This is a genomic window from Actinomadura craniellae (genome assembly GCF_003289645.1).
Taxonomy (GTDB): Bacteria; Actinomycetota; Actinomycetes; order Streptosporangiales; family Streptosporangiaceae; genus Actinomadura_D; species Actinomadura_D craniellae.
Window position 1 is genome coordinate 286,967 of the sequence record NZ_QLYX01000003.1, and the last position, 26,949, is coordinate 313,915.

26 protein-coding genes and 1 tRNA gene are annotated in these 26,949 nt (G+C 71.6%); 21 read left to right on the forward strand and 6 right to left on the reverse strand.

From position 1 onward, the window contains the following. Positions 1 to 98 precede the first annotated feature (98 nt). Positions 99 to 2,498, forward strand: coding sequence for a serine/threonine-protein kinase (locus DPM19_RS08105; RefSeq protein ID WP_111864290.1), 2,400 nt, complete (start codon positions 99 to 101; stop codon positions 2,496 to 2,498). A gap of 122 nt (positions 2,499 to 2,620) precedes the next feature. On the opposite strand, the gene DPM19_RS08110 is transcribed toward DPM19_RS08105, so the two are convergent. Next, a complete protein-coding gene (locus DPM19_RS08110; RefSeq protein ID WP_111864293.1) occupies positions 2,621 to 3,676 on the reverse strand; it encodes a methyltransferase domain-containing protein in 1,056 nt (351 codons plus the stop codon). Positions 3,677 to 3,975: 299 nt separating this feature from the next. Between DPM19_RS08110 and DPM19_RS08115 the strand changes: the two genes are divergently transcribed. After that, a complete protein-coding gene (locus DPM19_RS08115; protein ID WP_111864295.1) occupies positions 3,976 to 4,515 on the forward strand; it encodes a hypothetical protein in 540 nt (179 codons plus the stop codon). Positions 4,516 to 4,858: 343 nt separating this feature from the next. Here DPM19_RS08115 and DPM19_RS08120 read toward each other — a convergent pair whose 3' ends face one another. Both DPM19_RS08120 and rpsD read right to left on the reverse strand, forming a co-directional pair. Beyond that, positions 4,859 to 5,266, reverse strand: coding sequence for a hypothetical protein (locus tag DPM19_RS08120; protein WP_111864297.1), 408 nt, complete (start codon positions 5,264 to 5,266; stop codon positions 4,859 to 4,861). A gap of 331 nt (positions 5,267 to 5,597) precedes the next feature. Then, entirely contained in the window at positions 5,598 to 6,206 is a 609-nt protein-coding gene (rpsD, locus tag DPM19_RS08125; protein WP_111865022.1) for a 30S ribosomal protein S4, read from the reverse strand. A 51-nt stretch (positions 6,207 to 6,257) separates the two neighbouring features. Between rpsD and DPM19_RS08130 the strand changes: the two genes are divergently transcribed. Next, positions 6,258 to 6,971 carry a DUF2470 domain-containing protein gene (locus DPM19_RS08130; RefSeq protein ID WP_111864300.1) on the forward strand — a complete coding sequence of 238 codons (714 nt, stop codon included), beginning with the start codon at positions 6,258 to 6,260 and terminating at the stop codon, positions 6,969 to 6,971. Between the two features lie 107 nt (positions 6,972 to 7,078). Here DPM19_RS08130 and DPM19_RS08135 read toward each other — a convergent pair whose 3' ends face one another. Further along, positions 7,079 to 7,624, reverse strand: coding sequence for a DinB family protein (locus tag DPM19_RS08135; RefSeq protein WP_111864303.1), 546 nt, complete (start codon positions 7,622 to 7,624; stop codon positions 7,079 to 7,081). 80 nt (positions 7,625 to 7,704) lie between these two features. Between DPM19_RS08135 and DPM19_RS08140 the strand changes: the two genes are divergently transcribed. Together DPM19_RS08140 and DPM19_RS08145 are read left to right on the forward strand one after the other, a co-directional pair. Beyond that, entirely contained in the window at positions 7,705 to 8,220 is a 516-nt protein-coding gene (locus DPM19_RS08140; RefSeq protein WP_111864306.1) for a DUF2199 domain-containing protein, read from the forward strand. A gap of 663 nt (positions 8,221 to 8,883) precedes the next feature. After that, the gene (locus DPM19_RS08145; RefSeq protein ID WP_111864309.1) at positions 8,884 to 9,447 is read left to right on the forward strand and encodes a dihydrofolate reductase family protein; all 564 of its coding nucleotides are present in this window, start codon (positions 8,884 to 8,886) and stop codon (positions 9,445 to 9,447) included. 252 nt (positions 9,448 to 9,699) lie between these two features. Here the strand turns inward: DPM19_RS08145 and DPM19_RS08155 are convergent, their stop codons facing one another. Both DPM19_RS08155 and DPM19_RS08160 read right to left on the reverse strand, forming a co-directional pair. Continuing rightward, entirely contained in the window at positions 9,700 to 10,401 is a 702-nt protein-coding gene (locus DPM19_RS08155; RefSeq protein WP_111864314.1) for a 2'-5' RNA ligase family protein, read from the reverse strand. Between the two features lie 40 nt (positions 10,402 to 10,441). Next, positions 10,442 to 10,513, reverse strand: a tRNA-Arg gene (locus DPM19_RS08160). Between the two features lie 201 nt (positions 10,514 to 10,714). On the opposite strand from DPM19_RS08160, the gene DPM19_RS08165 reads away from it, so the two are divergent. The 16 genes from DPM19_RS08165 (at position 10,715) to DPM19_RS08240 (ending at position 26,921) form a co-directional block, all read left to right on the forward strand. After that, positions 10,715 to 11,080: a response regulator transcription factor gene (locus tag DPM19_RS08165; RefSeq protein ID WP_111865025.1), complete on the forward strand. Its 366-nt coding sequence runs from the start codon at positions 10,715 to 10,717 to the stop codon at positions 11,078 to 11,080. A 79-nt stretch (positions 11,081 to 11,159) separates the two neighbouring features. Further along, complete coding sequence (locus DPM19_RS08170; protein WP_111864316.1) at positions 11,160 to 11,858, forward strand: DALR anticodon-binding domain-containing protein; 699 nt, start codon at positions 11,160 to 11,162, stop codon at positions 11,856 to 11,858. Continuing rightward, on the forward strand, positions 11,855 to 13,246 hold the full coding sequence (gene lysA / locus DPM19_RS08175) for a diaminopimelate decarboxylase (RefSeq protein ID WP_111864319.1): 1,392 nt from the start codon (positions 11,855 to 11,857) through the stop codon (positions 13,244 to 13,246). The genes DPM19_RS08170 and lysA overlap by 4 nt, the downstream gene beginning before the upstream one ends. Further along, a complete protein-coding gene (locus DPM19_RS08180; RefSeq protein ID WP_111864321.1) occupies positions 13,243 to 14,568 on the forward strand; it encodes a homoserine dehydrogenase in 1,326 nt (441 codons plus the stop codon). The genes lysA and DPM19_RS08180 overlap by 4 nt, the downstream gene beginning before the upstream one ends. 73 nt (positions 14,569 to 14,641) lie before the next feature. Beyond that, positions 14,642 to 15,700, forward strand: coding sequence for a threonine synthase (gene thrC / locus DPM19_RS08185; RefSeq protein ID WP_111864324.1), 1,059 nt, complete (start codon positions 14,642 to 14,644; stop codon positions 15,698 to 15,700). Then, entirely contained in the window at positions 15,697 to 16,623 is a 927-nt protein-coding gene (gene thrB, locus DPM19_RS08190) for a homoserine kinase (RefSeq protein ID WP_111864326.1), read from the forward strand. The genes thrC and thrB overlap by 4 nt, the downstream gene beginning before the upstream one ends. Positions 16,624 to 16,979: 356 nt before the next feature. Further along, the gene (gene rho / locus DPM19_RS08195) at positions 16,980 to 18,938 is read left to right on the forward strand and encodes a transcription termination factor Rho (protein ID WP_111864328.1); all 1,959 of its coding nucleotides are present in this window, start codon (positions 16,980 to 16,982) and stop codon (positions 18,936 to 18,938) included. A 123-nt stretch (positions 18,939 to 19,061) separates the two neighbouring features. Continuing rightward, entirely contained in the window at positions 19,062 to 20,357 is a 1,296-nt protein-coding gene (locus DPM19_RS08200) for a sensor histidine kinase (RefSeq protein WP_111864330.1), read from the forward strand. Positions 20,358 to 20,391: 34 nt separating this feature from the next. Next, positions 20,392 to 21,042 carry a response regulator transcription factor gene (locus DPM19_RS08205; RefSeq protein ID WP_111864332.1) on the forward strand — a complete coding sequence of 217 codons (651 nt, stop codon included), beginning with the start codon at positions 20,392 to 20,394 and terminating at the stop codon, positions 21,040 to 21,042. A gap of 140 nt (positions 21,043 to 21,182) precedes the next feature. Next, entirely contained in the window at positions 21,183 to 21,401 is a 219-nt protein-coding gene (gene rpmE, locus DPM19_RS08210) for a 50S ribosomal protein L31 (RefSeq protein ID WP_111864335.1), read from the forward strand. A 63-nt stretch (positions 21,402 to 21,464) separates the two neighbouring features. Further along, positions 21,465 to 22,517 carry a peptide chain release factor 1 gene (prfA, locus tag DPM19_RS08215; protein WP_111865028.1) on the forward strand — a complete coding sequence of 351 codons (1,053 nt, stop codon included), beginning with the start codon at positions 21,465 to 21,467 and terminating at the stop codon, positions 22,515 to 22,517. Beyond that, positions 22,514 to 23,374, forward strand: coding sequence for a peptide chain release factor N(5)-glutamine methyltransferase (prmC, locus tag DPM19_RS08220; RefSeq protein WP_111864338.1), 861 nt, complete (start codon positions 22,514 to 22,516; stop codon positions 23,372 to 23,374). Before prfA ends, prmC begins: the two co-directional genes overlap by 4 nt. A gap of 38 nt (positions 23,375 to 23,412) precedes the next feature. After that, entirely contained in the window at positions 23,413 to 23,631 is a 219-nt protein-coding gene (locus DPM19_RS08225; protein WP_111864341.1) for a type II toxin-antitoxin system HicB family antitoxin, read from the forward strand. 31 nt (positions 23,632 to 23,662) lie between these two features. Then, positions 23,663 to 24,556: an L-threonylcarbamoyladenylate synthase gene (locus DPM19_RS08230; RefSeq protein ID WP_111865030.1), complete on the forward strand. Its 894-nt coding sequence runs from the start codon at positions 23,663 to 23,665 to the stop codon at positions 24,554 to 24,556. Positions 24,557 to 24,694: 138 nt separating this feature from the next. Next, positions 24,695 to 25,684 (forward strand): DUF2207 domain-containing protein, encoded by a 990-nt coding sequence (locus DPM19_RS08235; protein WP_111864343.1) that lies wholly within the window; start codon positions 24,695 to 24,697, stop codon positions 25,682 to 25,684. A gap of 52 nt (positions 25,685 to 25,736) precedes the next feature. Then, positions 25,737 to 26,921 (forward strand): MraY family glycosyltransferase, encoded by a 1,185-nt coding sequence (locus DPM19_RS08240; protein ID WP_111864346.1) that lies wholly within the window; start codon positions 25,737 to 25,739, stop codon positions 26,919 to 26,921. Positions 26,922 to 26,949: the final 28 nt, after the last annotated feature.

The following is a 26,949-nucleotide window of genomic DNA, read 5'->3' on the forward strand; positions in this document are numbered from 1 at the left end:
GGACGAGAACCATGCCGGACCGGCGGGCGTCACTATAGGTTGATGGTCGACCACTCATCGGCGCCGGCGGGCTGCGAGACGGCGAAGGCGGGCTGAGGATGCGCGCAGGAGACGAACTGGCGAGCCGGTACCGCGTGGAGGAACTCCTGGGCCGCGGCGGCATGGGCGAGGTGTGGCGCGGCATCGACCTGCACCTGGACCGGCCCGTCGCGGTCAAGGTGCTGCTGACCGACCCGTCCCATGGCGACCGGGCCGACGACCGCGCGCTGCGCCGCTTCCACCGCGAGGGCAGGGCCGTCGCCAGGCTCAGGCATCCGGCGATCACCGAGATCCATGACGTCGGCGTCCACGACCGGCGGCCGTTCCTGGTACTGGAACTGCTGCGCGGGCCGAACCTGAAAACCCTGCTGGAGCAGGCTCCGGAAGGGCTGCCGATCGGCCAGGTCCTCGACTACGGAGCCTGGGTCGCCGCGGGCCTGGCCGCCGCCCACGCCGAAGGCGTCGTGCACCGCGACATCAAACCCGCCAACCTGATGCTTCAGGACGACGGGCAGGTGAAGATCTGCGACTTCGGGATAGCCCGGCTCGAAGACGCCACCGCCGACCTGTCCGTGACCGGAGCCCCGATGGGCACCGCGCGCTACATGCCGCCCGAACAGTCCCAGGGCCGGCCCGTCGACGGCCGGGCGGACGTCTACGCCCTCGGCTGCACCCTGTTCCACCTGCTCACCGGCCGCGTCGTGTTTCCCGCCGACAACGTGCCCGCCGTGCTGGCCATGCACCAGGCGACACCACCCGAGAGTCCCCGTACCCTCCGGCCCGGCATCTCCGCGGAACTCGACGCCTTCCTGCTCACCCTCCTCGACAAGGATCCCGCTCGGCGCCCCGACGCCGCCACCGTCTCCTCGGTACTCCGCGCCGCCGTGAGTCCCGTGCCCGCTACGCGTCCCGAGCCCGCCGAGCCTGTCGTGCGTCCCAGGTCTGTCGGGCCCGCCGCGCGTCCCGAGATCACCGTGCCCGCCGCGCGTCCTGAGCCCGGCGCCCGGCCGGGTGAGACCGACCGTGCCGCCTCGCCGATCACCGACCCTGGCGCGCCGGCCGAGCCGGACCCGGCCGAGGCCGAACGCGCCGCCCGCGCCATTACCGACCTCCACGAGCAGGTCGTGGTGCTCGCCGAGCCGGACCCGGCCGAGGCCGAACGCCTCGCCCGCGCCATCACCGACCCTCGGGCCAGGAGCAGAGCGCTGGCGGAGGTCGCACGTGTGCTGGCCGGGCGCGACCCGGCCGGGGCGGAACGCGTCGCCCGCGCCATCACCGACCTCCACGAGCAGGTTGTGGTGCTCGCCGAGCTGAACCCGGCCGAGGCCGAACGCCTCGCCCGCACCATCACCGACCCTCTCGTCCAGGCCAGGGCGCTGAGCGGCGTCGCCGGGACGCTCGCCGACCGCGACCCGGCCGAGGCCGAACGCGTCATCCGTACCATCACCGAACCCTCGATCCGGGCCGAGGCCCTGGTGGACCTCGCGTACCGGCTGGCCATGTGGCGGCGGGACGCGCGAGGCTGGCGTCCGCCGAGCGAGGCGCTGCAGTCCCTCCCCATGTGGGAGGAGTCGATCGCCGCAGGGCGGGGGGCTCGCATCCCCGACCTGCTGGCCGAGGCCGAGCAGATCGCCCGCACCCGCACCCTGCCCGAGTCCCGCGACCGGCTGCTGAACCGCATCGTCAGGCTCCTGGCCACCCGCGATCCGGCGCGGGCCGAGCGCGTCGCCCGCACCCTCTCCGACCCTGGAGACCGGGCCACGGCGCTGGTGAAGGTCGCCGCCACGCTGGGCGAACGGAACCCCGACCGCGCCCGCCGGCTACTGGCGGAAGCCGAACGCACCGTCCGGACGGACCGGCTGCTGAAGCGCGTCACCAGACCGTTCGCCGGGCGCCGCTCAGCCGCGGACGAAGGGCTTGACCGGTTGAACCGGCGGTTCGCCGACCCCGACCGCTGGGGTTGCCCGCTGGAGGCCATCGCGGAGGTACTGGCCGGACACGATCCCGCCGGAGCCGAACGCGTCGCCCGGTCGATCACCGACCCCGAGGGCCGGGCCAGCGCGCTGGAGGCCGTCACGACGGTGCTCGCCGGCCGGGATCCGGCCGAGGCGGAACACCTCGCCCGCACTTTCACCGACCCCTGCACGAAGGCCCTGGCACTGGCGAAGATCGCCTGCGTGCTGGCCGGCACTCCAGGCTTTCTCGGGTTTCCCTACGACCGCCGCGAGCGGGATCCGAGCCATGCCCGCAACCTGCTGACCGAAGCCGAACGCCTCGCCCGCGCCCTGCCCGACCCCGACGGGCAGGACAGGGCGTTGACGCTGATCGCGCGATCGCTGGCCGGGCTCGACCCGGCCGAGGCCGAACGTCTGGCTTGTTCCCTCCCCGACTCGGGCCGCCGAGACCGGCTCCTGGCCGACATCGCCAAAACGGCCACCGATCGGAACCGCGAGGGCTGAAGCCCGCGAACCGGCCCGGGCGGCCCCCACTGATCCACGCTGGGTCCGCCCGGGCGCACACCACCGGCAGGTCACCACCACGACGATCGTGCCGGGCCGGCGGTGAGCAGGCCGCGCAGGGCTCAGGGACGGGCTTCGTAGACGATGTTGAACGGGGTCTCGCCGACACGCCGGAAGCGGGTGAACCCCGCCTCGGCCGCGATCTTGTGGATCGACCGCTCGCCGGCCTGGGCGCCGAGCGCGTGACCGCCGTCCTGCGAGAGGGCGTTGGGTACGCACAGGAAGGTGGAGAAGGAGTAGTAGACGCGGCCGACCGGGTTGAGGTTGTCCGCGACGGTGTCACCGGCGAACGGCTCGACGATCATCCAGGTGCCGTCGTCGGCCAGGGACCGGCGGATGTGCCGGGCCGCGGCGACCGGGTTGCCCATGTCGTGCAGGCAGTCGAACGTGGTGACGAGCTCGTAGGGACCGCCGGCGAAGGTCTGCGCGGAGGCGACCTGGAACGTCAGCCGGCCGTCGCAGCCGGCGTCGGCGGCCCGGGAGCGCGCTTGGACGATCGACCCCTCGTGGTAGTCGGAGCCGATGAACTCCGACTGCGGGAACGCCCTGGCCATGAGGATGGTCGACGCCCCCAGCCCGCAGCCGACGTCGGCGACCCGGGCGCCGGCGCCCAACTTGGCGGTGACCCCGTCGAGGGCGGGCAGCCATTCGGTGAGCAGGTGGGCGGCGTAGCCCGGGCGGAAGAACCGCTCGCATCCGGTGAACACGTCCTCGTCGTGCTCGTGCCAGCCAACTCCTTCCCCCGTGCGGAACGCGTCGGTGATCTCCGGCAGGGCGCGCAACGCGCCGAGGGCGAGTTGGAAGGCGCCCGGCGCGTACAGCAGCCCGTCGGGGTCGGTCAGCGCGAACGCCTGCTCGGCGGTGAGGGAGTAGGCCCCGGAGTCCGGGTCGTACTCGACGTAGCCCCCGGCGGCCTGGCCGCGCAGCCACTCCTCCACGTAACGCGATGCGGTCCCGGTGTGCTCGGCGAGTTCCGCCGGCTGCCAGGGTTTGTCGGCGAGCGCCCGGTACAGCCCGAGCCGGTCACCGACCACGATGCCGCCCGCCGCCATCACCGCCCCCAGGTCGCCGACGAACCGGTGCAGGAACGCGTTCATCCTGTCCATGTCGAGTTCCATGAAATGCCCCCTTCTCGTGATGTGCATTCCATGGATACGGGCCACCGGTTGCCGCCCGGTTGCCGGTCGCGCCCGTCCGGTCCGGTGCTCCACATTCCGGGGACCGGCTCCTGCCCGCAGCCGCTGGGCCGTCGTGGTGAGCGGGTGGTGACGAACGGTGACATGAGGGTGTCGTCCATGTGGCTGTTTCTCCACCGGTCACCGGACGCACACTGGGCTCCCACGGCGAGGGAACACCGAGGGCGGTACCGACACCGCCGGCGTGGGCTCACCGGCACCCCCGAACGGAACCTGCCTTCATGCCCCGACCGCTGCGTCTCCTCGTCGCCCTGGTGGCGGCCCTGGCGACCGTCGTGCTACCGGCGCCCGTCCCGGCCTCGGCCGGCGTGCTGGACGTGACCTGCATCCCGCCCAGCAGCGACCTGGTCACCTACAGCCCGCCGCTGACCACGACCGCGCAGAACGTCTCCATCAACGCCGCCACCCAGTACGGGCCGTGCGTCTCGCTTGGCGAGCCCGGGGTGACGTCCGGTTCGCGCAGCTTCCAGGGCACGGGCAGCCGCTCCTGCCTGGGCCTGGTCCAGGCCGGCACCGAGACCTTCACCATCACCTGGAACACCGGTCAGACCAGCACCGTCACGGTCAACAAGATCTCCAACATCGTCGGCGCCACCCTGGTGGTGACCTTCACCGGCACGGTCACCTCCGGCCTGTTCGCCGGCGGCACCGTGCTGCAGACCGTCACCGGCCTGGCCACCGACATCCTGCAGTGCACCGCCGGCCTGGGCACCGTCTCCAGCATCTACTCCCTGGTCACCCTGGAGATCACCTCGGTGTGAGCCCACTCGCCCGGCCGCCGGGCACCCACCGAGCCGCCCCGGCGAGCAGGAACCAGCCCGGACGTGGGGGTGTCCGTGTTTCGTTTTCCACCCGGCTCGGTCGGCGGAGGAGGCTCTCGGCTGGCACGGTGGTCGCTGATCTGCTGGCACGATAGTCGCAAGATCATCGACTCGACGGCGGAGCCGGAGCGGCGTTTCCGCGCATCGTGCGGAGGGGCGACAAGCATGTGCCTGTCGCCCCTCCTGGCATGCCGCCGTCATCCTCCGTCGCGGGTTCCTGGTCCGACCGGGAGCCCGTGACACGGGCGGCCTCCGTGGCCCAGGCGATCGCGGTAGGTGGCTGTCAGGGGCGGAGCGCGTTCAGGGCCTGGTGGCAGGTGTCGATCGCGCGCTGGGTGGCCTGCGAGCAGATGCGGCAGTGCTCGTGGTGGGAAGCGTGCCGACTGCACGTCTCGTTGCTGCGCTGGCATGCCAGCAGGCACACCTCCAGCTGCGCGGTCAGTAGCGCACTGTCGTCGATCTTCGTGCGGGTGAGCAGCCGCCGGGTGCTGGTGACCACGTCGGCGCAGTCCAGATCGTGGAGCACGGCCATGTGGAGATGGCCGGCGTCCTCCCGGGCCAGCATCCCGGCCGCGCAGGCCGTGGTGGCCTCCTCGCAGTGGGCGAGCACGTCGGCGAGGGACGCGAGCGTCTCGCCGTCGAGCGGGGCTTGCGCCATCAGGCTGTCGAACAGTTCACGGGTTTGAGGCAAGACAACTCCCAACGGTGTGCCTGGTTGCATCCGGGCTCGTCCAGGAGGAAATCGCCTGCCCGCCGCCCGACTTCTGTCATTCCGGCCTTGCCCGATTCGGCGGCCCCCAACCGAAGAAATCGAGCGTCCGAAATTAGATGGCGGCGCCCACTCGGCCGGCCCCGGCACTCCGCCCTGCCCCGCACCGGCTGGACGGCCCGGGCCCTCGACGAACTCCACATCACCACCGTCGCGCGCCGCCTCCTCCGCCGGCCGCGGTACGAGCCGGCGGAGCCGTTGCCCGGGAGCGGCTGGAATTCGGCCCGGTCCGGGCATCGGCTCCACGGCGGGCTCAGCGCGAGTAGTACTCCACGACCAGTTGCACGTCGCAGATGACCGGGATCTCGTGGCGCTCGGGTAGGCGGACCAGCTGCGCGGTGAGCGTGGTGTGGTCGGCCTGTAGGTAGTCCGGGACGCGCTCCGGGACGTGCGCGCCCGCCGCGGCCAGGACGAAGGGCGGCTTCGTGCGGCTCCGCTCGGCGATGGTGACCACGGCGCCCGGGCGCACCCGGTAGGAGGGGATGTTGACGCGCGCGCCATCGACCTCGACGTGCCGGTGGGAGACGAACTGCCGCGCCTGGTAGATCGTGCGGGCGAACCCGGCCCGTAGGACGACCGCGTCCAGCCGGGTCTCCAGGTCGGCCAGCAGCACGTCGCCGGTCCTGCCCGTCCTGCGTGCGGCGCGGTCGAAGGCGCGGCGGAGCTGCTTCTCGCTCATGTCGTACTGCGCGCGCAGCCGCTGCTTCTCCAGCAGGCGGGTCTTGTAGTCCGTCGACTGCTTGCGGCCGCGGCCGTGCACGCCGGGCGGGTAGGGGCGGCGTTCGAAGTACCGCACGCACTTGGGGGTGAGCGGGATCCCGAGGGCGCGGGAACGCTTGACTTTCGGGCGGGACTGGTTCACGAACATCCTTTCCATGACTAAGGTTAGCCTTACCTTAGCTAAGGAGGCCGGATGTCCGCCATCGATCCCGTCGTCGCCCCGCCCGCCGGGCCCAGCGCCGCGGAACTCGTCCTGTCCGTCCTCGCAACGGCGGGATCCCTGACCCTCACCACCGAGGGACACCGGGTCGGGCTGGCCGGGCTGCACACGGTGACGACGCCCGGGCGCCTGCGGCTGGACGTCCCGGCCGGAAGCCACCTGCACAGCGAGGTCGCGCACGCCCCCGGCGGCGACCTGGCCGCCACGGTGGAGTTCACCGACGTGGCGCCGGTCGCGGTACCGGACCGGGTCCGGGCCAAGGTGGTACTGGGCGGCTGGCTCAGCCCCGCCGGTCCGGGCTCGGCCGCGCTGTGCTTCGAATCCGCGCTCATCAACCTGGAACACGACGGCCGGTCCACCGACGTCGACCCCGACGAGCTCGGCGGCGCCGAGCCGGACCCGCTGGCCGCGATCGAGGCGGACCTGCTCACCCACCTCGCCGACGCGCACGGCGACGCCGTCGAACTGCTGTCACAACTGGTGGGCCGGCGACTGCTGTACGGCGTCACGCGGGTGGACCCGCTGCGGCTCGACCAGTACGGGATCGTCCTGCGCCTCCAGCGCACGGGCGGCACCCACGACGTCCGCCTGCCCTTCCCCGTCCGCCCGCGCGACCCCGCCCACGCGATGCTCCAGATCCAGTCCCTGCTGGCCAGCGCCCGCAAATGCCCCCACACCCGCAGGTGAACCGGACGATCGGGCGGATCCGTCCTGTCACCCGGTCTCGCCTGCGGCGGCCGCCCCTGCCGGAGCGGCCGCGCAACGAGGCGCAGGCACTGCCAGGGCGTGATGGTTCAGACCTTGCCGAGGCTCCGGCCGGCGGACGCGGCACGTAGGAGCCGGAGCTGGCCGATCTCGGCGGCGTTCTTCATCAGCTCGGCGTTCACCCAGCCGATCATGTGGGTGACGGTGTGCTCGGGGGCGTTCTGCCACGGGAAAGGGGCAGGAGCGTCCAGGTCGGTGCCGGTGAGCCGCCCCAGGGCCGCCAGCCATTCCTCGCGGAGGCCGCGTAGCCACTCGACGGTCGCCTTTCCCGCGCCCGGCCAGACGATCTCGGTCCGTTCGCGCGGCGTCCGTCCCTGGACATGGTCGAGGGTCACGCTCCACCACCAGCCCATGTGCCAGCTCAGCCAGCCGATCGTGGGAACGGGGACGGGGTCGGGCTCGGTCTCGGCCCAGTCCGCCGTCCACCTCCCGGCACCGTCCGGACGCACCGTCCAGCAGTGGGCGGCCGGTTCCCACAGGAAGTCCTCGGGCACCAGCCGCTCCAAGTGGTACTCGAACAGCGACCAGGTCAGCTCGAACTGCCAACGCAGCAGGTCATGGTGCGATCCGCTCATCGGCCGAGCCTGGCACACCGCCACTCCGCCGGGAAACGATTATCCGGCTGACTGGCGAGCGCCCGAACTAGGATCCTTGCATGTCCAGCTATGTCGGGTTCACCTGCTCCTGCTGCGGCGGCGAGCATGACACGCTGCCCATGCACTACAACTCGGCGGCTCCGGCGTACTGGTCGGAGACCGTCGCCGCGCACCCCGACAGCGAACTCACCTCGGACCAGTGCGTGATCGAGGGGGAGCACCTGTTCGTCAAGGGCTTGATCGAGATTCCCGTCATCGACGGTGATGTTTTCTCCTGGGCCGTCTGGGTCTCGCTCAGCCCCCAGAACTTCGTCCGCATGAGTGAACTGTGGGAGACCTCCGGCCGCGAACAGGAACCCCCCTACTTCGGCTGGCTGGCCACCGAGCTGTTCCTATACGACCACCCCACCTTGAACCTCAAGACCAATGTGCACACCCGGCCGGTCGGCGAGCGCCCCTTCGTCGAACTCGAACCCACCGATCATCCGCTCGCCGTCGAGCAGCGAACCGGCATTACCAAAGACCGCGTGCAATGGTTCGCCGAACAGTTCATGCATTCCCAGGGCGACCACTGAAGCTCTACGGCACCCGGTCTCGAATCCCAGGGATACGAGGGCGTGCCAGTAGAGCGCGCTCTGCTCTGGGCATCCTGTGCACATCCCGCGTGCGTGCGGCGGTGGTGCGGTGAGGCCACGTGGGACGGTTCCGCGGGAAATGCGGCCGGAAGGAGGGTGGGGTCACGGGATTCTGCCTGCTCCGAGACGTATCCGGGAACGGTTCCATACCCACCCTCCCTGAGCCGCGGACCCACGAAGGGTTCTCTGACCGGTCTCCAACAAAGGCAGGCTACCGATCACCCGTGACAGTCGCGATCGAGCCACCAGTTTGGAAGATATCGGTCCGCGATCTTGTAACCAGCCCCGTCACAGCTCAGACGCTATGCGGTAGTGCCCGTGATTCCCCGTGAGTACCCCTTGATCGCCACTCTGGCGGGCACGCAACGGGCACGCCGTATCGGGGCTGTCATGACCCGGATGGGTCGGTCCGCCAACCCGCGTATATCCCGGGTGCCGTCACGAGGGCCGTGCCATCACGAACCAAGGTGTACGGGACGAGCGGCTTGGAAGTCTTGAACGAGGGTCAGGAGCCGGGTCCGTATGAACAGATTGCGCACCGATCAGTTCCCTCCGCTCGACGGGTCTAGTCTTCCGAGACCGACTGACGGAAGGCATGGCGCTATGCGGAAACTGATCTACGGCATGAACCTGTCCCTGGACGGCTACATTTCCGCACCCGGCGACGACCTCGGCTGGAGCGAGCCGAGCGACGAGCTGTTCCAGTGGTGGCTCGATCAGGAGCGGGTGATCAGCATGTTTCTGTACGGGCGCCGACTGTGGGAGAACATGAGCGCCTACTGGCCGACCGGCGACCAGCAGCCGGGCGCCACCCCGGCGCAGATCGAGTTCGCGCGGAACTGGCGGGACACACCGAAGGTGGTGTTCTCCTCGACGATCGACAAGGTCGACTGGAACACGCGCCTGGTCACCGGCGACGCGATCGCCGAGATCACCCGGCTCAAGGCCGAGGACGGCGGGCCGATGAGGGTCGGCGGCGCAACGCTCGCCGGGGCGGTCATGCAGGCCGGGCTGATCGACGAGTACGAGATCGTCACCCATCCGGCCCTCGTGGGCGGCGGCACACCGTTCTTCACCGCACTGGAAAGCCGGGTGAACCTGAACCTGGTGGAGACGCGGACGTTCCCCGGCGGCGTGGTCCTGACCAGGTACGAGACGAGGCGCTGAGCGCGATCCCTTCGCACGGGGCTTGGCCGAGGGAGCGGCAGTATGCCCCGGAGCAAGGTCGAGCCGTCCGCTGCGATGAGGTGTGACTTGCGCTGGTGCACCTCAGCCCCGAGCTTCCCGTCCGCCGTCGTCCCCCGCCCTGGTAGCGCAGAGCGCGCGACGGCGGCGGACGGGAAGCTCGCTACCTCAGACCTCGTCCGCCTCGACGGTGCGGGGGAAGTCTTCCCGGAGTCGGAGGTCCCCTGTTGGTGGTCAGTGGCGGCCGAGTAGGAGGGCACGTCCTACGGGGTGCCAGTCCCAAAGGCGTTCTTTGCCACGTTGAACGACGAGGTCCACGGCGTTGATGGTGAGTTCGCGGTTGGGGAGTTCTCGGCCGAGAGCGGTGATGAGCGGCTGGGCCGGTTGTTCTGCCTGGCTGTAGGCGATCGTCATATGCGGGGTCCATCGGGTGGGCTCTTCGGTGTGGCCTTCGCGGCCGGTCACCTTGAGGGTGGCTGCCTGGATGGCTTCACGAACTTGTTCCAGGAGGTTCGTGGGATGGGCGGCAAGGGCGATCGCCTCGGGGTGATAGAGGATGCGGCTGAGCGTTACGGCAACTGGAGGGATCTTGGCGAGGAGGCTCGACGCTGTGGTGAGCATGTCCTGCTGCTGATCGTTGGTGATCTCGTTCGTGGGTCCGGCCACGAGGAGCGTGATGTGCAGCCATTCGGCCGGAGTCATGTGCAGGCCAGTGAAGCCAGAGAGCCGTTCTTGAGCTGCTTGGGCAAGGTCGCGCGCTTCGGGATGGTTGCCTACGAGGATGTGCCAGTAGACCGTGCCCTGACCTGGTTCGGGTTCCTCTTTCGTCCGCTCCCACCTGGCCGAACGCCCCGGATCCCGTTCCACGTATGTTCCGGGAACCATGACAATCGGCGGCACATGGCTGCACACACGCGAAACCCCGGTGAGCAGCATCGTGGCTGGTCGACCGGGGTTTTGGCTTGTCGCCTTGCGGTGCCCCCTGCAGGATTCGAACCTGCGCACACGGCTCCGGAGGCCGTTGCTCTATCCCCTGAGCTAAGGGGGCTGGCGTGGAAAGAACGTTACCAGGGTCCGGGGGGTGACGTGCACCTGAGTTGTTTGGGGTGCGATGGGCCGGGGGAGCGACTAGCCTCGCGGCGATGAGCGTGCCGGACCGTGACCGGGGTGGGATGCTGGCAGGTGACGTGCGCGTAGGGAACGTGTGCCGGGTCGGGCGGGAGGGTCGTTGAACGAGCCGCTGGGGCGCGTGCTGGTCGTCGACGACGACGAGGTGATCAGGCAGTTGATCGCCGTGAACCTCCAGCTTGAGGGGTTCGAGGTCGCGACGGCCGTGGACGGGCAGGACTGTCTCGACAAGGTCGTCGAGGTCGATCCGCACGTGATCACCCTGGACGTGATGATGCCGCGGCTGGACGGCTGGGTGACCGCCGTGCGGTTGCGGGAGGACGAGGCCACCCGGCACGTCAAGGTCATCATGATCACCGCTCGGGCGCAGGACCACGACATCCGGCGCGGGCACGAGATCGGCGTCGATGCCTACATCACCAAGCCGTTCGACCCCAACGAGCTGATCCGTACGGTGCGCGAGCTGGCCACCGGCCGGGTCGGCTGAAATCCCGGCCGGTTCCGGACGGCTCGGGGAGCGGGCGACCGCGGATCAGTCCGCATTCTGGTCAGATACTCTCGTCCGAGTGACCCCAGCCGAGGTGAGCAGCGCCGTCATGGCTGCGGCCGGCGGCGCCGCCGAGGCGCCCCTGGCGTGCGTGGACGCCGGTGTCTACCGGTCGCCGATCGCGCTGCGCACGGGCCGGCCCGCCGCGGAGATCGCCCGGCGGTTGAGCGGGGCTCCGGGTATCGGCCGGGTCGAGGCGGGGGCGGACGGTTTCCTGACCATCACCGTGGAGCGTCCCGAGGCCCTGGCCACGAGCATCCTCGGCCAGCGGCGCACCTACGCCCGCCGGGCCCCGATCGCCGAGGGGCCGGCCTGGCCGGATCGGCCTCGCACGTTCGAGAACCCGGGCTTCGCCGTGCGCTACGCCTATGCCAGGGCCGCCGCGACCGTCCGCCGGGCGGGGGAGCTGGGCGTCCCGGAGGGCGGGTCCGCGGACCTGCGCCATCCGGCCGAGCGCGCCCTGCTGCGGGCGCTGGCCGAGCTGCCAGCCCGCGCCGACCAGGCCGCCCGGCAGGACGATCCGATCCCGCTCCGCAAGCACCTCGAACGGCTCGCCGAGGCGTATCACGACGTCTACGAGCGGTGCCCGGCGCTGCCGGTGGGCGACGAGAAACCCGGGGCGGCGCACGGTGCCCGCCGGACCCTCGCGGAGGCGGTGTGCGTCGCCCTGGCCAACGGCATGCACATGATCGGTGAGAGTCCTAGAGAGCGAATATGAGCAGAGTTCACCCCGCCGGCCCCCGACACGCGGACGTCCTGCCGGAGGAGCACCCGCTGCCGCCGCCGGCCGACCTCAACGCGCTGGACCCGCGCATCTGGCCGCGGAGCGCCCGGCGCGAGCAGGGGGTCATGACCATCGGCGGTGTCGACGTCCGTGACCTGGTCGCCGAGTACGGGTCGCCGCTGTACGTCTACGACGAAGACGACTTCCGGGCCCGCTGCCGGGAGTTCAAGGCGGCCTTCCACGACGCCGACGTGTTCTACGCGGGCAAGGCGTTCCTGTGCGGCGCGGTGGCCCGCTGGATCGGCGAGGAGGGCCTGGGCCTGGACGTCTGTTCCGGCGGTGAGCTCGCGCTCGCGTTGGCCGCGGGGGTCGATCCGGCGAACCTGGCGTTGCACGGCAACAACAAGTCCACTGCGGAGCTGACCACCGCCCTGGAGCGGGGCGTCGGCCGGATCGTCGTCGACTCCTTCGAGGAGATCGCCCGGCTGGGTTACCTCGCGGACCGGCTCGGCCGGCGTCCCAAGGTGCTCGTCCGCGTCACCACTGGGGTCGAGGCGCACACCCACGAGTTCATCGCGACCGCGCACGACGACCAGAAGTTCGGTTTCGCGCGCAGCACGGGCGCGGCGCTGGAGGCCGTCCGCCGGGTGTTGGAGCTCGATCAGCTCGACCTGGTCGGCCTGCACTCCCACATCGGCTCGCAGATCTTCGACACCGACGCGTTCGAGGTGGCCGCCCGCCGGGTGGTGGAGCTGCTGCGGGCGATCCGGGACGAGCACGGGGTGGTGCTGCCCGAACTGGATCTGGGCGGCGGCCTCGGCATCGCCTACGTCGCGGGGGACGACCCGCTGGACCCCAAGCTGATCGCCGACAACCTGCGGCGCATCGTGAGCCGCGAGTGCGAGTCCGCCGACCTGCCGATGCCGCGGCTGACCGTCGAGCCGGGGCGCGCCATTGCCGGGCCGGGGGGAGTGACCCTCTACGACGTCGGCACGGTCAAGGACGTCGAGGGGCTGCGCACCTACGTGAGCGTCGACGGCGGGATGAGCGACAACCTGCGCACCGCGCTGTACGGCGCCGAGTACACCTGCGTGCTCGCCAGCCGGTCCTCGGCGGCCGACCCGATGCTCAGTAGATTGGTCGGCAAGCACTGCGAAAGTGGGGACATTGTCGTCCGGGATCTGTGGTTCCCGGCAGATCTTGCGGTAGGCGACATCGTGGCGGTGGCGGCGACGGGCGCGTACTGCCGGTCGATGGCGAACAACTACAACTTCGTGCCGCGGCCCGCCGTGGTCGCGGTGCGCGACGGCGCGGCGCGGGTCATCGTCCGCCGCGAGACCGAGGACGATCTGTTGAGGCTGGACGCGGAGGTCGGAGCATGAAACCAACCGAGTCGAAACCCGGGCTCCGCGTGGCGCTGCTGGGCTGCGGCACCGTCGGCAGCGAGGTCGCGCGGCTGATGCGTGAGCAGGCCGCCGACCTCGAAGCCCGGATCGGCGTCCCGCTGGAGCTGGCGGGCATCGCGGTGCGCCGGCTCGACCGGCGCCGCGAGGGCATCGACCCGGCGTTGCTGACGACCGACGCGCTGAGCCTGGTCACCCGCGACGACGTCGACATCGTGGTGGAGGTGATCGGCGGCATCGAGCCGGCCCGGCAGCTGCTGCTGGCCGCGATGAAGGCGGGCAAGGCGGTGGTCACGGCCAACAAGGCGCTGCTCGCCCAGGACGGCGAGACGGTCTTCGGCGCGGCCCGGGAGTACGGCGCCGACCTGTACTACGAGGCGGCGGTGGCGGGCGCGATCCCGCTGCTGCGCCCGCTGCGCGAGTCGCTGGTCGGCGACCACGTCCACCGGGTGCTGGGCATCGTGAACGGCACCACCAACTACATCCTCGACCAGATGGACACGCACGGCGCCGGGTTCGGCGAGGCGCTGGAGGAGGCGCAGGAGCTGGGGTACGCCGAGGCCGACCCCACCGCGGACGTCGAGGGTTTCGACGCGGCGGCCAAGGCGGCGATCCTGGCTCAGCTCGCGTTCCACACCCACGTGACGGCGGCCGACGTGCACCGCGAGGGCATCACCGAGGTCACCGCCGCGGACGTGGCGGGCGCCCGGGCGCGCGGCAGCGTGGTGAAGCTGCTGGCGATCTGCGAGCGCGTCCCGGGGGACGACGGCGACGGCGGCCGTGGCGTGTCGGTGCGCGTCTACCCGGCGATGATCCCCCGGTCGCACCCGCTGGCCAGCGTGCGCGAGGCCTACAACGCGGTGTTCGTGGAGGCCCGCTCGGCGGGCTCGCTGATGTTCTACGGGGCCGGCGCCGGCGGCGCGCCGACCGCGTCGGCGGTGCTCGGCGACCTCGTCGCGGTGGCCCGCAACCGGGTGATCGGCTCCCGCGGCCCCGTCGAGGTCACCTACGCGGAGCTGCCCGTGCTGCCGATGGGCGAGACGATCACCCGCTACTACATCCAGCTCGACGTGGCCGACCGCTCCGGCGTGCTCGCCCAGGTCGCCGAGGAGTTCGCCCGGCACGACGTGTCGATCCAGGCGGTCAGCCAGGACGGGCAGGGCGAGGACGCGCAGCTCGTCGTCGTCACCCACCGCGCCCCCGACGCGGCGCTCGCGGCGACCGTCGAGGGCCTGCGCGGGCTCGACATCGTGCGCCGGGTGGCGAGCGTCATGCGGGTGGAGGCCGACGAGACCCCGTAAAGGTTTCCGCCGGGACGCCGATCAGCCCTAGACTGCGGCGCGATACCGCAGGTCATCCCAGTACGGAGGAACCATGGCCAGGGTATGGCGTGGGCTCATCGAGGAGTACCGTGATCGGCTCCCGGTGACCGGGGCGACCCCGGTCGTCACCTTGCTGGAGGGCGGTACGCCGCTGCTCCCGGCACTGCGGGTGTCGAAGCTGACCGGTTGCGAGGTCTTCCTCAAGGTCGAGGGCGCCAACCCCACGGGGTCGTTCAAGGACCGCGGCATGACCCTGGCGATCAGCAAGGCCGCCGAGGAGGGCGCCAAGGCGGTCATCTGCGCCTCCACCGGCAACACCTCCGCCTCGGCCGCGGCCTACGCTGTGCGGGCGGGCATGACCTGCGCGGTGCTCGTCCCGCAGGGCAAGATCGCGATGGGCAAGCTGGCGCAGGCCCTGGTGCACGGGGCGCGATTGCTCCAGGTGGACGGCAACTTCGACGACTGCCTGGAACTGGCCCGCAAGCTCGCCGTGGACTACCCGGTGGCGCTGGTCAACTCGGTGAACAAGTACCGGCTGCAGGGCCAGAAGACCGCCGCGTTCGAGATCGTCGACGCGTTCGGCGACGCCCCCGACGTGCACTGCCTGCCGGTGGGGAACGCGGGGAACATCTCGGCGTACTGGATGGGCTACCAGGAGTACGCCGGCGACGGGCTGGCGACCCGCACCCCGCGGATGTTCGGTTTCCAGGCCAGTGGTGCGGCGCCGTTTGTGCGGGGCGGGCCGGTCGCCAAGCCGCAGACGATCGCCACCGCGATCCGGATCGGCAACCCCGCCTCGTGGGACCTGGCGACCGCCGCCCGCGACGACTCCGGCGGGTTGATCGACTCCGTCACCGACCGGCAGATCCTGGCCGCGTACCGGCTGCTGGCCCGCGACGAGGGCGTGTTCGTGGAGCCCGCCTCGGCCGCGAGCGTCGCCGGGCTGCTCCAGTCCGCCGAGCGTGGCCTGCTGGAGCCCGGCTCCCGGGTGGTCTGCACGGTCACCGGCAACGGCCTCAAGGACCCCGACTGGGCGATCTCCGGTGCGCCTGCCCCCACCACCGTCAAGGTGGACGCGCACGCTGCGGCGTCTGCGCTGGGGCTGGCTTGAGCTGGGAGTTCCGCCGGGTCTCGGTGCGGGTGCCCGCCACCAGCGCCAACCTCGGCCCGGGCTTCGACTCGCTGGGGCTGGCGCTGAGCCGCCACGACGACATCACCCTGGAGGTCACCGGCTCCGGGCTGGAGATCGAGGTGACCGGTGAGGGCGCCGAGGTGGCCGACCGCGGCGAGGACCACCTGATCGTCAAGGTGGTGCGCCGGACCTTCGAACTGCTCGACGAGCTGTCCGGCAGCCCGGTCGGGCAGCCGCCCGGGCTCCGGCTGAGCTGCGTGAACCGCATCCCGCACAGCCGCGGGCTGGGTTCGTCGTCGGCGGCGATCGTCGCGGGCCTGACCGCGGCGCGCGCCCTGCACCCCGCCGGCGCGCTGCTGGACGAGGCGGCCGCGCTGGCCCTCGCCACCGAGATCGAGGGACACCCCGACAACGTCGCGCCGTGCCTGGCCGGCGGGCTCACCATCGCCTGGACGACCCCGGCCGGTCCCAGGATGGTGCGGCTGGACCTCGACGCCGAGGTGGTGGTGTTCGTCCCGGAGCAGCGGCTGGACACCGAGCGGGCCCGCGGCCTGCTGCCGGCGGTCGTGCCGCACGCGGACGCCGCGGCCAACGCGGGCCGGGCCGCGCTGCTGATCGCGGCGCTGACCGGGCGGCTAGACGCGGACGTGCTGCTGGACGCGACCGAGGACCGGCTGCACCAGGAGTACCGGGCGCCCGCGATGCCCGAGTCGGCCGAACTGGTCGCCCGGCTACGGGCGGCGGGCGTTCCGGCGGTGATTTCGGGGGCCGGACCCACCGTTCTCGCCTTCACCACCCGTTCCGCACGCGATTCGATCGGTGCGAAAGTGGGTAATGGGTGGCACAAACACCCGCTGACCGTCGACGCCGATGGCGTATGCGTCCGGCCCGACGGATCTTGAGTGCGACATAGACCTCTGGGGAATAGCAGTGTGCTCGGGTGATGTTAGGCTGAATGCCGCACCAGATGCCCCGCTCGGGGCCCAGTGCTCGTCAGCCTCGCATCGCCCGGCCGGCCCAGTGGTCGCGTCCGCCCCGCGCATGTGGCTTCCCGATTCCTTAACATCCCTGATTCATCTCGGACGTGATGGAACCGGGGACGGCGCGAGAACCGTCCCGACCATCTGGCTGTGCCCAGATATCGCCGATGACGAGCCCATCGTGATCAGCGGAGCACGACCCGGCGCCCCCGCCGTGTCGCACCACCGGGTTGCCTGGCCGACGATGGCCTACACCCGCTCCCTGGGAAGGACCCTTAGTGAGCGAAACCAGCGAACTCCTTACGGACGCTTCGAGCACGGCGCCTGACATCGCGCCCGCCCAGCCCGAGGTCGAGCGCGCCGGCGCCCCCCGGCGCCGCAGGTCCGGCACCGGCCTCACGGCCATGGTGCTGCCGGAACTGAAGGCGCTGGCGACCAGCCTCGGCATCACCGGCACGACCGGTATGCGCAAGAGCCAGCTCATCGCGGCCATCCAGGAGAAGCAGGGCGCGAACGCGGGCGGTGGCGAGCAGGGAGCCGTCACCACCGCGCCGGTCGCCCAGCAGACCAGCGAAGAGCGCCCCGCCGCGGGCGGGGGCGAGGGCGCGGTCGAGGGTGGTGCCGCCGCGCCCGCGGACGAGCAGCGCCCCGCGAACCGGTCCCGGCGGAGCCGGGGCCGCCGGGACGACAGCCGTGACGAGACGACCGACGAGCAGCCCGCCGCGGCCGACGACAAGGCCGACCGGGCCGACAAGACGGACACGGGCGGGCAGCGGCCCGCCAAGTCCGACGACGGCGGCGGTGAGAGCAGCGGCGGGGGCCGGGAACGCGGTGACCGCGACGGTGGCCGGCAGCGCGGCCGGGGCGGCCGCGACAACCGGGACAACCGCGAGGGCCGCGGCGACCGCGGCGACCGCGACCGTGACGGTGGCCGGCAGCGCGGCCAGGGCGGTGGCCAGGGCGGTGGCGGTGGCCAGGGCGGCGGTGGCCAGGGCGACGACGACGGCGAGGGCCGGGGCCGGCGCGGCCGGCGGTTCCGCGAGCGCAACCGCGGTGGCCGCGGTGGCCGCGAGCGCTACGAGGAGCCGGTGATCAACGAGGACGACGTCCTGATCCCGGTCGCGGGCATCCTCGACATCCTCGACAACTACGCCTTCGTCCGCACCACCGGCTACCTGCCCGGCCCCAACGACGTGTACGTCTCCCTGGCCCAGGTCCGCAAGAACGGGCTGCGCAAGGGCGACGTGGTCACCGGCGCCGTCCGGCAGCCGCGCGAGGGCGAGCGCCGCGAGAAGTTCAACGCGCTGGTCCGCCTCGACACGGTCAACGGCATGGAGCCCGACCAGGCCCGGAGCCGGGTCGACTTCTCCAAGCTCACCCCGCTGTACCCGCAGGAGCGGCTGCGGCTGGAGACCGACCCCGGCGTGCTGACGACCCGCATCATCGACCTGGTCTCGCCGATCGGCAAGGGCCAGCGCGGGCTCATCGTGTCGCCGCCCAAGGCCGGCAAGACCATGGTGCTCCAGGCGATCGCCAACGCGATCACCAAGAACAACCCCGAGTGCCACCTGATGGTCGTGCTGGTCGACGAGCGGCCCGAAGAGGTCACCGACATGCAGCGGTCGGTGAAGGGCGAGGTCATCCACTCGACCTTCGACCGGCCCGCCGAGGACCACACCACGGTCGCCGAGCTGGCCATCGAGCGGGCCAAGCGGCTGGTCGAGCTGGGCCACGACGTGGTCGTGCTGCTCGACTCGATCACCCGGCTGGGCCGCGCCTACAACCTGGCCGCCCCGGCGTCCGGCCGCATCCTGTCCGGTGGTGTCGACTCGACCGCGCTGTACCCGCCGAAGCGGTTCTTCGGCGCCGCCCGCAACATCGAGAACGGCGGCTCGCTGACGATCCTGGCCACCGCGCTGGTCGAGACCGGCTCCCGGATGGACGAGGTCATCTTCGAGGAGTTCAAGGGCACCGGCAACATGGAGCTCAAGCTCAACCGGCAGCTCGCCGACAAGCGGATCTTCCCGGCGGTGGACGTCGACGCGTCCGGCACCCGCAAGGAGGAGATCCTGATGGCGGCCGAGGAGCTGCGGGTGGTCTGGCAGCTCCGCCGGGTGCTCCACGCGCTGGAGACCCAGCAGGCGCTGGAACTCCTGCTGGAGAAGATGCGCGAGACCAAGTCCAACGCCGAGTTCCTGCTCCAGGTGCAGAAGACCACGGTCTCCGACGACCGCTGAGGCGCCCGGCCCGCCGGGCTCGGGGTGGGGCCAGCCCCACCCCGAGCCCGGCGGGCCGCTCCATGGCCGGGATCCGGCCGATCCGCGAGGCTGGAGACCCAGAGCGGACGGGAGCGAGGCGTGATGAGCACGAAGGCGACGATCGAGACGGCGTCCTGGCGGCCCCTGCGGATGATCCGTGACCCGCTGAGCTGGCGGGCCGCGGTCTACCTGCTGGGCAGCATGGCCGTCGGGCTGTTCTGGTTCGTCTTCCTTGTTACCGGCACCTCCCTGGCCGCCGGGTTGCTGATCATCTGGGTCGGCGTCCCGCTGGCGGCGCTGCTGATGGTCGCCTGGCGGGGCGGCGCGATGCTGGAGCGGCAGCTGATGCGCGCGGCGTTCGGCGTCAGGATCCCCACCCCGTACCGGCGGCTGCCCGAGGGCGGGGTGTTCACCAAGTGGCGGACGATGGCCGGCGACCTCGCCACCTGGAAGGACTTCACCTACCTGGTGCTGCTGTTCCCCATCACGCTGCTGGAGTTCGTGGTGTCGGTGTCGATGTGGGCGTTCGTCGGGATCCTCGTCGCGGCGCCGGCGATCGCGCTCACCCCCGGCGGGGTGGAGATCAACTTCGGTGTTCCCTACTGGGCGGACGACCCGGTGACCGCGCTGCCGCTCAGCCTGCTGGGCCTGGCCCTGGTGCTGCCCGCGCTGTACACCTCCCGGATCATGGGCATCGGGCACGTCACCGTGGCCCGGTTCCTGCTCGGGCCCAGCGAGAGCCAGGCCGAGGCGCGGGCGCTGCGGGCCCGCGCCGACCACCTGCAGGCCAGCCGGGCCCGCGGGGTGGACGCGGCCGAGGCCGAGCGCCGGCGGATCGAGCGCGACCTGCACGACGGCGCCCAGCAGCGCCTGCTGGCCGTGGCGATGGACATCGGCCGGGCGCGGGCCAAGCTGGAGGACGACCCCGAGGGCGCCCGGGCGCTGATCGAGCAGGCGCACGCCGGCACCCGGGAGGCCATCGCCGAACTGCGTGACCTGGCCCGCGGCATCTACCCGGCGATCCTCACCGACCGGGGCCTGGACCCGGCGCTGTCCTCGCTGGCCGCCCGGGCACCGGTGCCGGTGGAGGTCCAGGTGGACCTGGACGAGCGCCCCCCGGCGGCGGTGGAGAGCATCGCGTACTTCATCGTCGCGGAGTCGCTGGCCAACGTGGCCAAGTACGCCCGGGCCACCCGGGCGGCCGTCCAGGTGATGCGCCAGGACCAGTGGATCGTGGTCGAGGTGTCCGACAACGGGGTCGGCGGTGCCACCGCCCTCCCCGGCGGCGGGCTGTCCGGGCTGGCCGACCGGGCCGCCACCATCGACGGCATCCTCACCGTGGACAGCCCGGCCGGCGGCCCCACCGTGATCCGGGCGGATCTGCCCTGCGCCTGGTGACGCGGACGCGCATGGGCCCAGCAGAATGGGGCCCATGCGCGTAGTGATCGCCGAAGACTCGGTGCTGTTGCGGGAGGGGCTCGTCCGCCTGCTGGCGGACGAGGGAATCGAGACCGTGGCGACCGTCGGCGACGGCCCCGGACTGCTCGGCATCGTGACCGAGCACCGGCCCGACCTGGCGATCGTCGACGTCCGGATGCCGCCCTCGTTCACCGACGAGGGCCTGCGGGCCGCGCTGGCGGTGCGCGAGCGGGTGCCCGGCATGCCGATCCTGGTGCTGTCGCAGTACGTCGAGGAGCGGTACGCCACCGACCTGATCGGCGGCGGCGCGCAGGGCGTGGGCTACCTGCTGAAGGAGCGGGTGGCCGAGGTGAGCGAGTTCATGGACGCGGTGCGCCGGATCGCCGCGGGCGGCACGGTGATCGACCCCGAGGTGATCGGCCAGTTGCTGGGCCGGCGGCGGCGCGACGACCCGCTGGAGGCGCTGACCCCGCGGGAGAGCGAGGTGCTGGCGCTGATGGCGCAGGGCCGGTCCAACACCGCCATCGCCCGGGACCTGGTGGTCACCGACGGCGCGGTGGAAAAGCACATCTCCAACATCTTCGCCAAACTCGGGCTGGCCCCGGCCACCGACGATCACCGCAGGGTGCGGGCGGTGCTGGCCTATCTCGGCGCCGGGGAATGACCGGTGACCGAGGGACGTTCTGGCGTCTGGCACACTTGGAGTGCAACCGCTGCGGTACCGGTTCACGTCCCCAGACTCCCGCGAGACTCTGCGCGCGTGCCCTGAGGCGACCCGGCGACCGCTCTAGGCGAGGAGAACCCGTGAAGTCTGACATCCACCCGGACTACGTCGTCACGACCGTGACGTGTACGTGCGGCAACACCTTCGAGACCCGCAGCACGGCCGCGAACGGCGTCATCCACGCCGACGTGTGCTCCAACTGCCACCCGTTCTACACGGGCAAGCAGAAGATCCTCGACACCGGCGGCCGGGTCGCCCGGTTCGAGAAGCGGTTCGGCAAGAAGGCCGACAAGAAGTAAGACCCGTTCACTACGTCGGCCGGCCGGGGGCGCGTGCCCCCGGGCCGGCCGTTGGGTGTCACCGTGAATCTTGACGACCTCCTCAGCGAGTACGCCGACATCGAGGGCAGGCTCGCCGATCCCGCCGTGCACGCCGATCCGGGCGAGGCCCGCCGGCTGGGCAAGCGGTACGCGGAACTGCGCCCGATCGTCGAGACGTACCGCGAGGTGCGGGCCACCGAGGCCGACCTGGGTACGGCGCGCGAGCTGGCCGGCGAGGACGACACCTTCGCCGCCGAGGCCACCGAGCTGGAGAAGCGGCTGGAGGACCTGTCCGACCGGCTGCGCCTGCTGCTGGTGCCGCGCGACCCCAACGCCGACAAGGACGTCATCCTGGAGATCAAGGCCGGGGAGGGCGGCGAGGAGTCGGCGCTGTTCGCCGGCGACCTGCTGCGGATGTACCTGCGGTACGCCGAGCGCACCGGCTGGAAGACCGAGGTCATCGACTCCCACCCGTCCGACCTGGGCGGCTACAAGGACGTCACCGTCGCCATCAAGGGCCGGGACGGCGTCTGGGAGCGGCTGCGGTTCGAGGGCGGCGTGCACCGCGTCCAGCGGGTGCCGGTCACCGAGTCGCAGGGGCGCATCCACACCAGCGCGGCGGGCGTGCTCGTCTCGCCGGAGGCCGAGGACGTCGACGTCCAGGTCGACCCGAACGACCTGCGCATCGACGTCTACCGGTCCAGCGGGCCGGGCGGGCAGAGCGTCAACACCACCGACTCGGCGGTGCGGATCACCCACCTGCCGACGGGCGTGGTGGTGTCCTGCCAGAACGAGAAGAGCCAGCTGCAGAACAAGGAGCAGGCGCTGCGCATCCTGCGGTCGCGGCTGCTGGCCATCGCGCAGGAGGAGGCCGACGCCGCCGCGGCGGCCGAGCGCAAGAGCCAGGTGCGCACGGTCGACCGGTCCGAGCGGGTCCGCACCTACAACTTCCCGGAGAATCGCATCTCCGACCACCGCGTCGGCTACAAGGCGTATAACCTCGACCAGGTGCTCGACGGCGACCTGCACAACGTCATCCAGGCCCTGGTCGACGCCGACACCGAACGCCGGCTGGCCGACGCCCAAGGATCATGAACCTGCTCCTCGACGAGATCGCGCGGGCCACGGCCCGGCTGGCCGAGGCCGGGGTGGCCTCGCCGCGCGCGGACGCCGAGGAACTGGCCGCGGCCGTGCACGGCGTCAAGCGCTCCGAGCTGCACACCGTGGCCGACGCCGCGTTCGACGCCCGGTACTGGGAGGGCATCGCCCGCCGTGAGGCCGGCGAGCCGTTGCAGCACATCACCGGCCGGGCCTTCTTCCGCTACCTGGAACTGCGGGTGGGACCCGGGGTGTTCGTGCCCCGCCCCGAGACCGAGGTGATGGCGGGCTGGGCCATCGACACGCTGCGCGCCATGGACGTCAACGACCCGCTGGTGGTCGACCTGGGCACCGGTTCGGCGGCGATCGCGCTGTCCATCGCCCAGGAGGCCCCCAGGGCCCGCGTGCATGCCGTGGAGAAGGACCCGAAGGCCTTCGTGCACGCCACCCGCAACATCGACGCTCTGGACGAACGAGGGCGCGTCCGGCTGCATCTGGACGACTTCGCCACCGCCCTGGCGGAACTCGACGGAACCGTCGATCTGGTGATCAGCAACCCGCCCTACATTCCGATGAGCGAGTGGGAGTACGTGCCGCCCGACGTGCGCGACCACGACCCGGCCGACGCGCTGTGGGGCGGCGGCGACGACGGCCTGGACGCGATCCGCGCGGTCGAGCGCACCGCCCGCCGCCTGCTCCGCCCCGGCGGCTACGTCGCCGTCGAACACAGCGACCTCCAGGGCAACGAGGTCTACTGGGTGTTCGCCGAGGAACACGGCTGGCGCGACGTCCGCAACCGCCGCGACCTCACCGACCGCGACCGCTTCGTCACCGCCCGCCTCGCCGCGGACTGAGCGGTCCTGGTCACCTTCCAGCGGGAACGGAGGCCTTGATGGGCAGGTATGCAGTGGTCGTCGAGCGTGCCGACGATGGTGGCTACGGTGCTTATGCCCCGGATCTTCCCGGTTGTGTGGCGGTCGGGGAGACCGAGGAGGAGACGCTCGCCCTGATGCGTGAGGCGATCGTGTTCCATCTGGAGGGGCTGCGAGAGGCGGGAGCCGAGGTTCCGGAGCCCTCGACGGTGAGCGTGGCGGTGATCGAGGCGGCATGAGGGTTCGCCGGCGCGTGGCAGTATGGCGGGCGTGAGCCGACGTTTTGACTGCGCGGAGCCGGTGGAGCGGGCGAAGGGGATCGCCGAGGCGATCTCGGCGCTTCGCCGTGGTGAGCTGGTGGTTCTGCCGACTGACACGGTGTACGGGGTCGGGTGTGACGCGTTCACGCCGGCCGCGGTGACGACGCTGCTCGACGCCAAGGGGCGGGGGCGGGAGATGCCGCCGCCGGTGCTGGTCGGCTCGGTGCGGGCCGCCACCGCGCTGGTCGAGGACCTGGGGACGTACGGGCAGGACCTGATCGACGAGTTCTGGCCGGGCGCGCTGACGATCGTCTGCCGGGCCAACCGCAACCTGGCGTGGGACCTGGGCGAGACCAAGGGCACGGTGGCCGTGCGGATGCCCCTGCACGAGGTGGCCCTGGAACTGCTCAAGGAGGCCGGGCCGCTGGCGGTCAGCAGCGCCAACCTGAGCGGCGAGCCCGCCGCCCGGACCGCGGAGGAGGCGGAGGAACGGCTCGGTGACGCCGTCTCGGTCTACCTCGACGCGGGCCCGGCGGGGCAGGGCGAGGCGTCCACCATCATCGACCTGACCGGGCCGGTGCCGCGGCTGCTGCGGGCCGGTGCGGTCTCCGAGCAGAAGTTGCGCTCGGTGGTCGGCGTCATCCTCACCGACGACGATGACGAGGAGGACGACGACCTCGACGCCACCCCGCCGACGCTCCGCAAGGAGGACGATGCGGCACCGGAGCCTCGCGGGGAGGACGCCGCCGCCCCGACGCTCCGCAAGGAGGACGCCCCCGCGCCGACGCTCCGCAAGGAGGACGCCGCCGCGCTGACGCCTCGCGAGGGGGACGACGCCGCGCCGGAGTCTCGCGGGGAGGATGCCGCCGCGCCGGCGCTCCGCAAGGAGGACGAGGGCGGGTGACTCCCTGACCTGAAGGGGAGTCTTGGGGCGCCGAAAGCCACCTTGCGAGCTGGAAGGACTCCGCTCGCCCGGACCCTTCGTTACCTTGGGTTGACGGCATGTGGGCCGGATCACCATTAACGGTGGGGCGTCAGGGGCATGGCTGGCGGGATGAAAGCCGCGGCGATGGGAGTCCTGGGGGCGTGTGCGGCGCTCCTCGTCCTCACGCTGCCCGCTTCCGCGCGGGCCGCGGACGGTGGCATCCCCACCTACGACGTGGTCCTCACGCTCCGCCCGGACGGCGTGCTGCACGTCCGCGAGACGGTCACCGTCGACTTCGTGGCGGCGGGCCGGCGGGGCATCGTCCGCCGGGTGCCGTACCGGGCGGGCGACCGGCTGTACGAGATCCGGCGGGTGCGGGCGAGTAGCTCCACCGGCGCGCCCGCACTGCCCCAGGCCGTGAAGTTCATGCACGAGGTCCAGCTCAGGGTGGGTGAGGGCCGGTCCCGGTCGGGTGGCCTGCAGTCCTACGTGATCGAGTACGAGGTCGCCGGCGCGGTGACCCCCGGCCGGACCCTGGACACCCTGGTCTGGGACGCGATCGGCCCCGGCCGGAGCGGGGCGATCGGTGAGGCCGTGGTCCGGGTCCGGTCCCCGATCCCGCTGGGCCGGGCCCCGGGGGCGGGGCGGGCCGAGTGCACCGCGGGCACCCGCCCGGCCGGCACGCGGTGCGGGTCCGAACGGGCTGGCCCATACGGACTAGTTTTCAGCCAGTCGGGGCTGCGCCCGGGCGAGGGCATGACCATCAGGCTGACGCTGCCCCGTGGCGCGCTGCGGGCGTCGCCGCCGCGCTACGCGGAACCGCATCTGGAGTGGACCGGCCTGGGCTGGGCGCTGCTGGCCGCTGCCGCCGGGGCGTCGATCGCCGTCCGCCGGGTACCGGTTCGCCGTGGGGCGGGGCTCGCGCTCGGGGCGGCGGGGCTGGTGGTGCTGGCCGTGGACGCCGCCGACGACGTCCTGGCCGGGGGGCTGTGGGCGGCCTCGATCGGCGATCCGGCCCTCGCGGGTCTCGGTTGTGTGATCATCGGATTCGTGATCTTCCGGTCGGACCGGAAGGAACCGGCGGCGGCGATCCGCCAGTCCGAATAAAGTTGGACGCGGCACGCGGCGGGCGCGGGCCTGTCGGCGAAGGGGGCGGTGCGTGCGGGAGTACCTGCTCACGGTCCTCATCGCCGCGGTGGTCACCTACCTGATCACCCCGGTGGTCCGCCGGTTCGCGATCTCCTTTGGGGCGATGACGGCGGTGCGGGCACGCGACGTGCACGCGATCCCCACCCCCCGGCTGGGCGGGCTGGCGATGTTCGGCGGCATGGTCGCCGCGCTGCTGGTGGCCTCGCAGCTGCCCAAGATGAGCGAGGTGCTGGCGCGCGAGAACGTCGGCCGCGCGGTGCTGATCGCGGCCGGGCTGATCGTGCTGGTCGGCATCGCCGACGACCGGTGGGAGATCGACCCGCTGACGAAGTTCGCGGGCCAGGTCGCCGCGGCGGGCATCTTCATCCTGCACGGCATTCAGATCTACGTGATCCCGCTGCCCAGCGGCGAGCCGCTGTCGCTGCCGCCCGAGTACGGCGTGCCGCTCACCATCTTCATCGTGGTCGCCACGATCAACGCGGTGAACTTCATCGACGGGCTCGACGGCCTGGCCGCCGGGGTGGTGGGTATCGCCTCGTTCGCCCTGTTCACCTACGCCTCGCTGCTGTCGTTCGCCAACGGGCTGACCCGGCTGGGCGGGGCCACGCTGATCACCGCGGTGCTCTTCGGGATGTGCGCCGGCTTCCTGCCGCACAACTTCAACCCCGCCCGCATCTTCATGGGCGACACCGGCTCGATGCTCATCGGGCTGCTGCTGAGCGCCTCGACGATCATGCTCACCGGGCAGTTCGACCCGGCGATCATCGGCGGTTACAAGCTGTTCCCCTTCTTCGTGCCGCTGGTCATGGTCGCGGCCGTGGTGGCCGTGCCGTTCATCGACATGCTGCTGGCGGTCTGGCGGCGGACGAACCAGGGGCGTTCCCCGTTCGCCCCCGACAAGCTGCATCTGCACCACCGGTTGCTGGAACTCGGCCACTCCCACCGCCGGGCCGTTCTGATCATGTATTTCTGGGTCGGCCTGCTGGCGATGTGCGTGGTCGGCCTCTCCCTGGTGGGCTACCTCGCCAAGGCCTTCTCACTGGATCCCCAAATCGCGATCATCTGCATGGTGGTCGCCGCGGTGTTCCTGGCCGTGGCCGGGTTGGTCGTGATGCTCGCCGAGCCGCGGCTGCGCCGGGCCCAGGCGAAGACGCCGCCGCAGGCCCCCGCAACCCGCCCGCACCAGCCCGCATGAGCTGCCCGAACACGCCGCTCACGTCCTC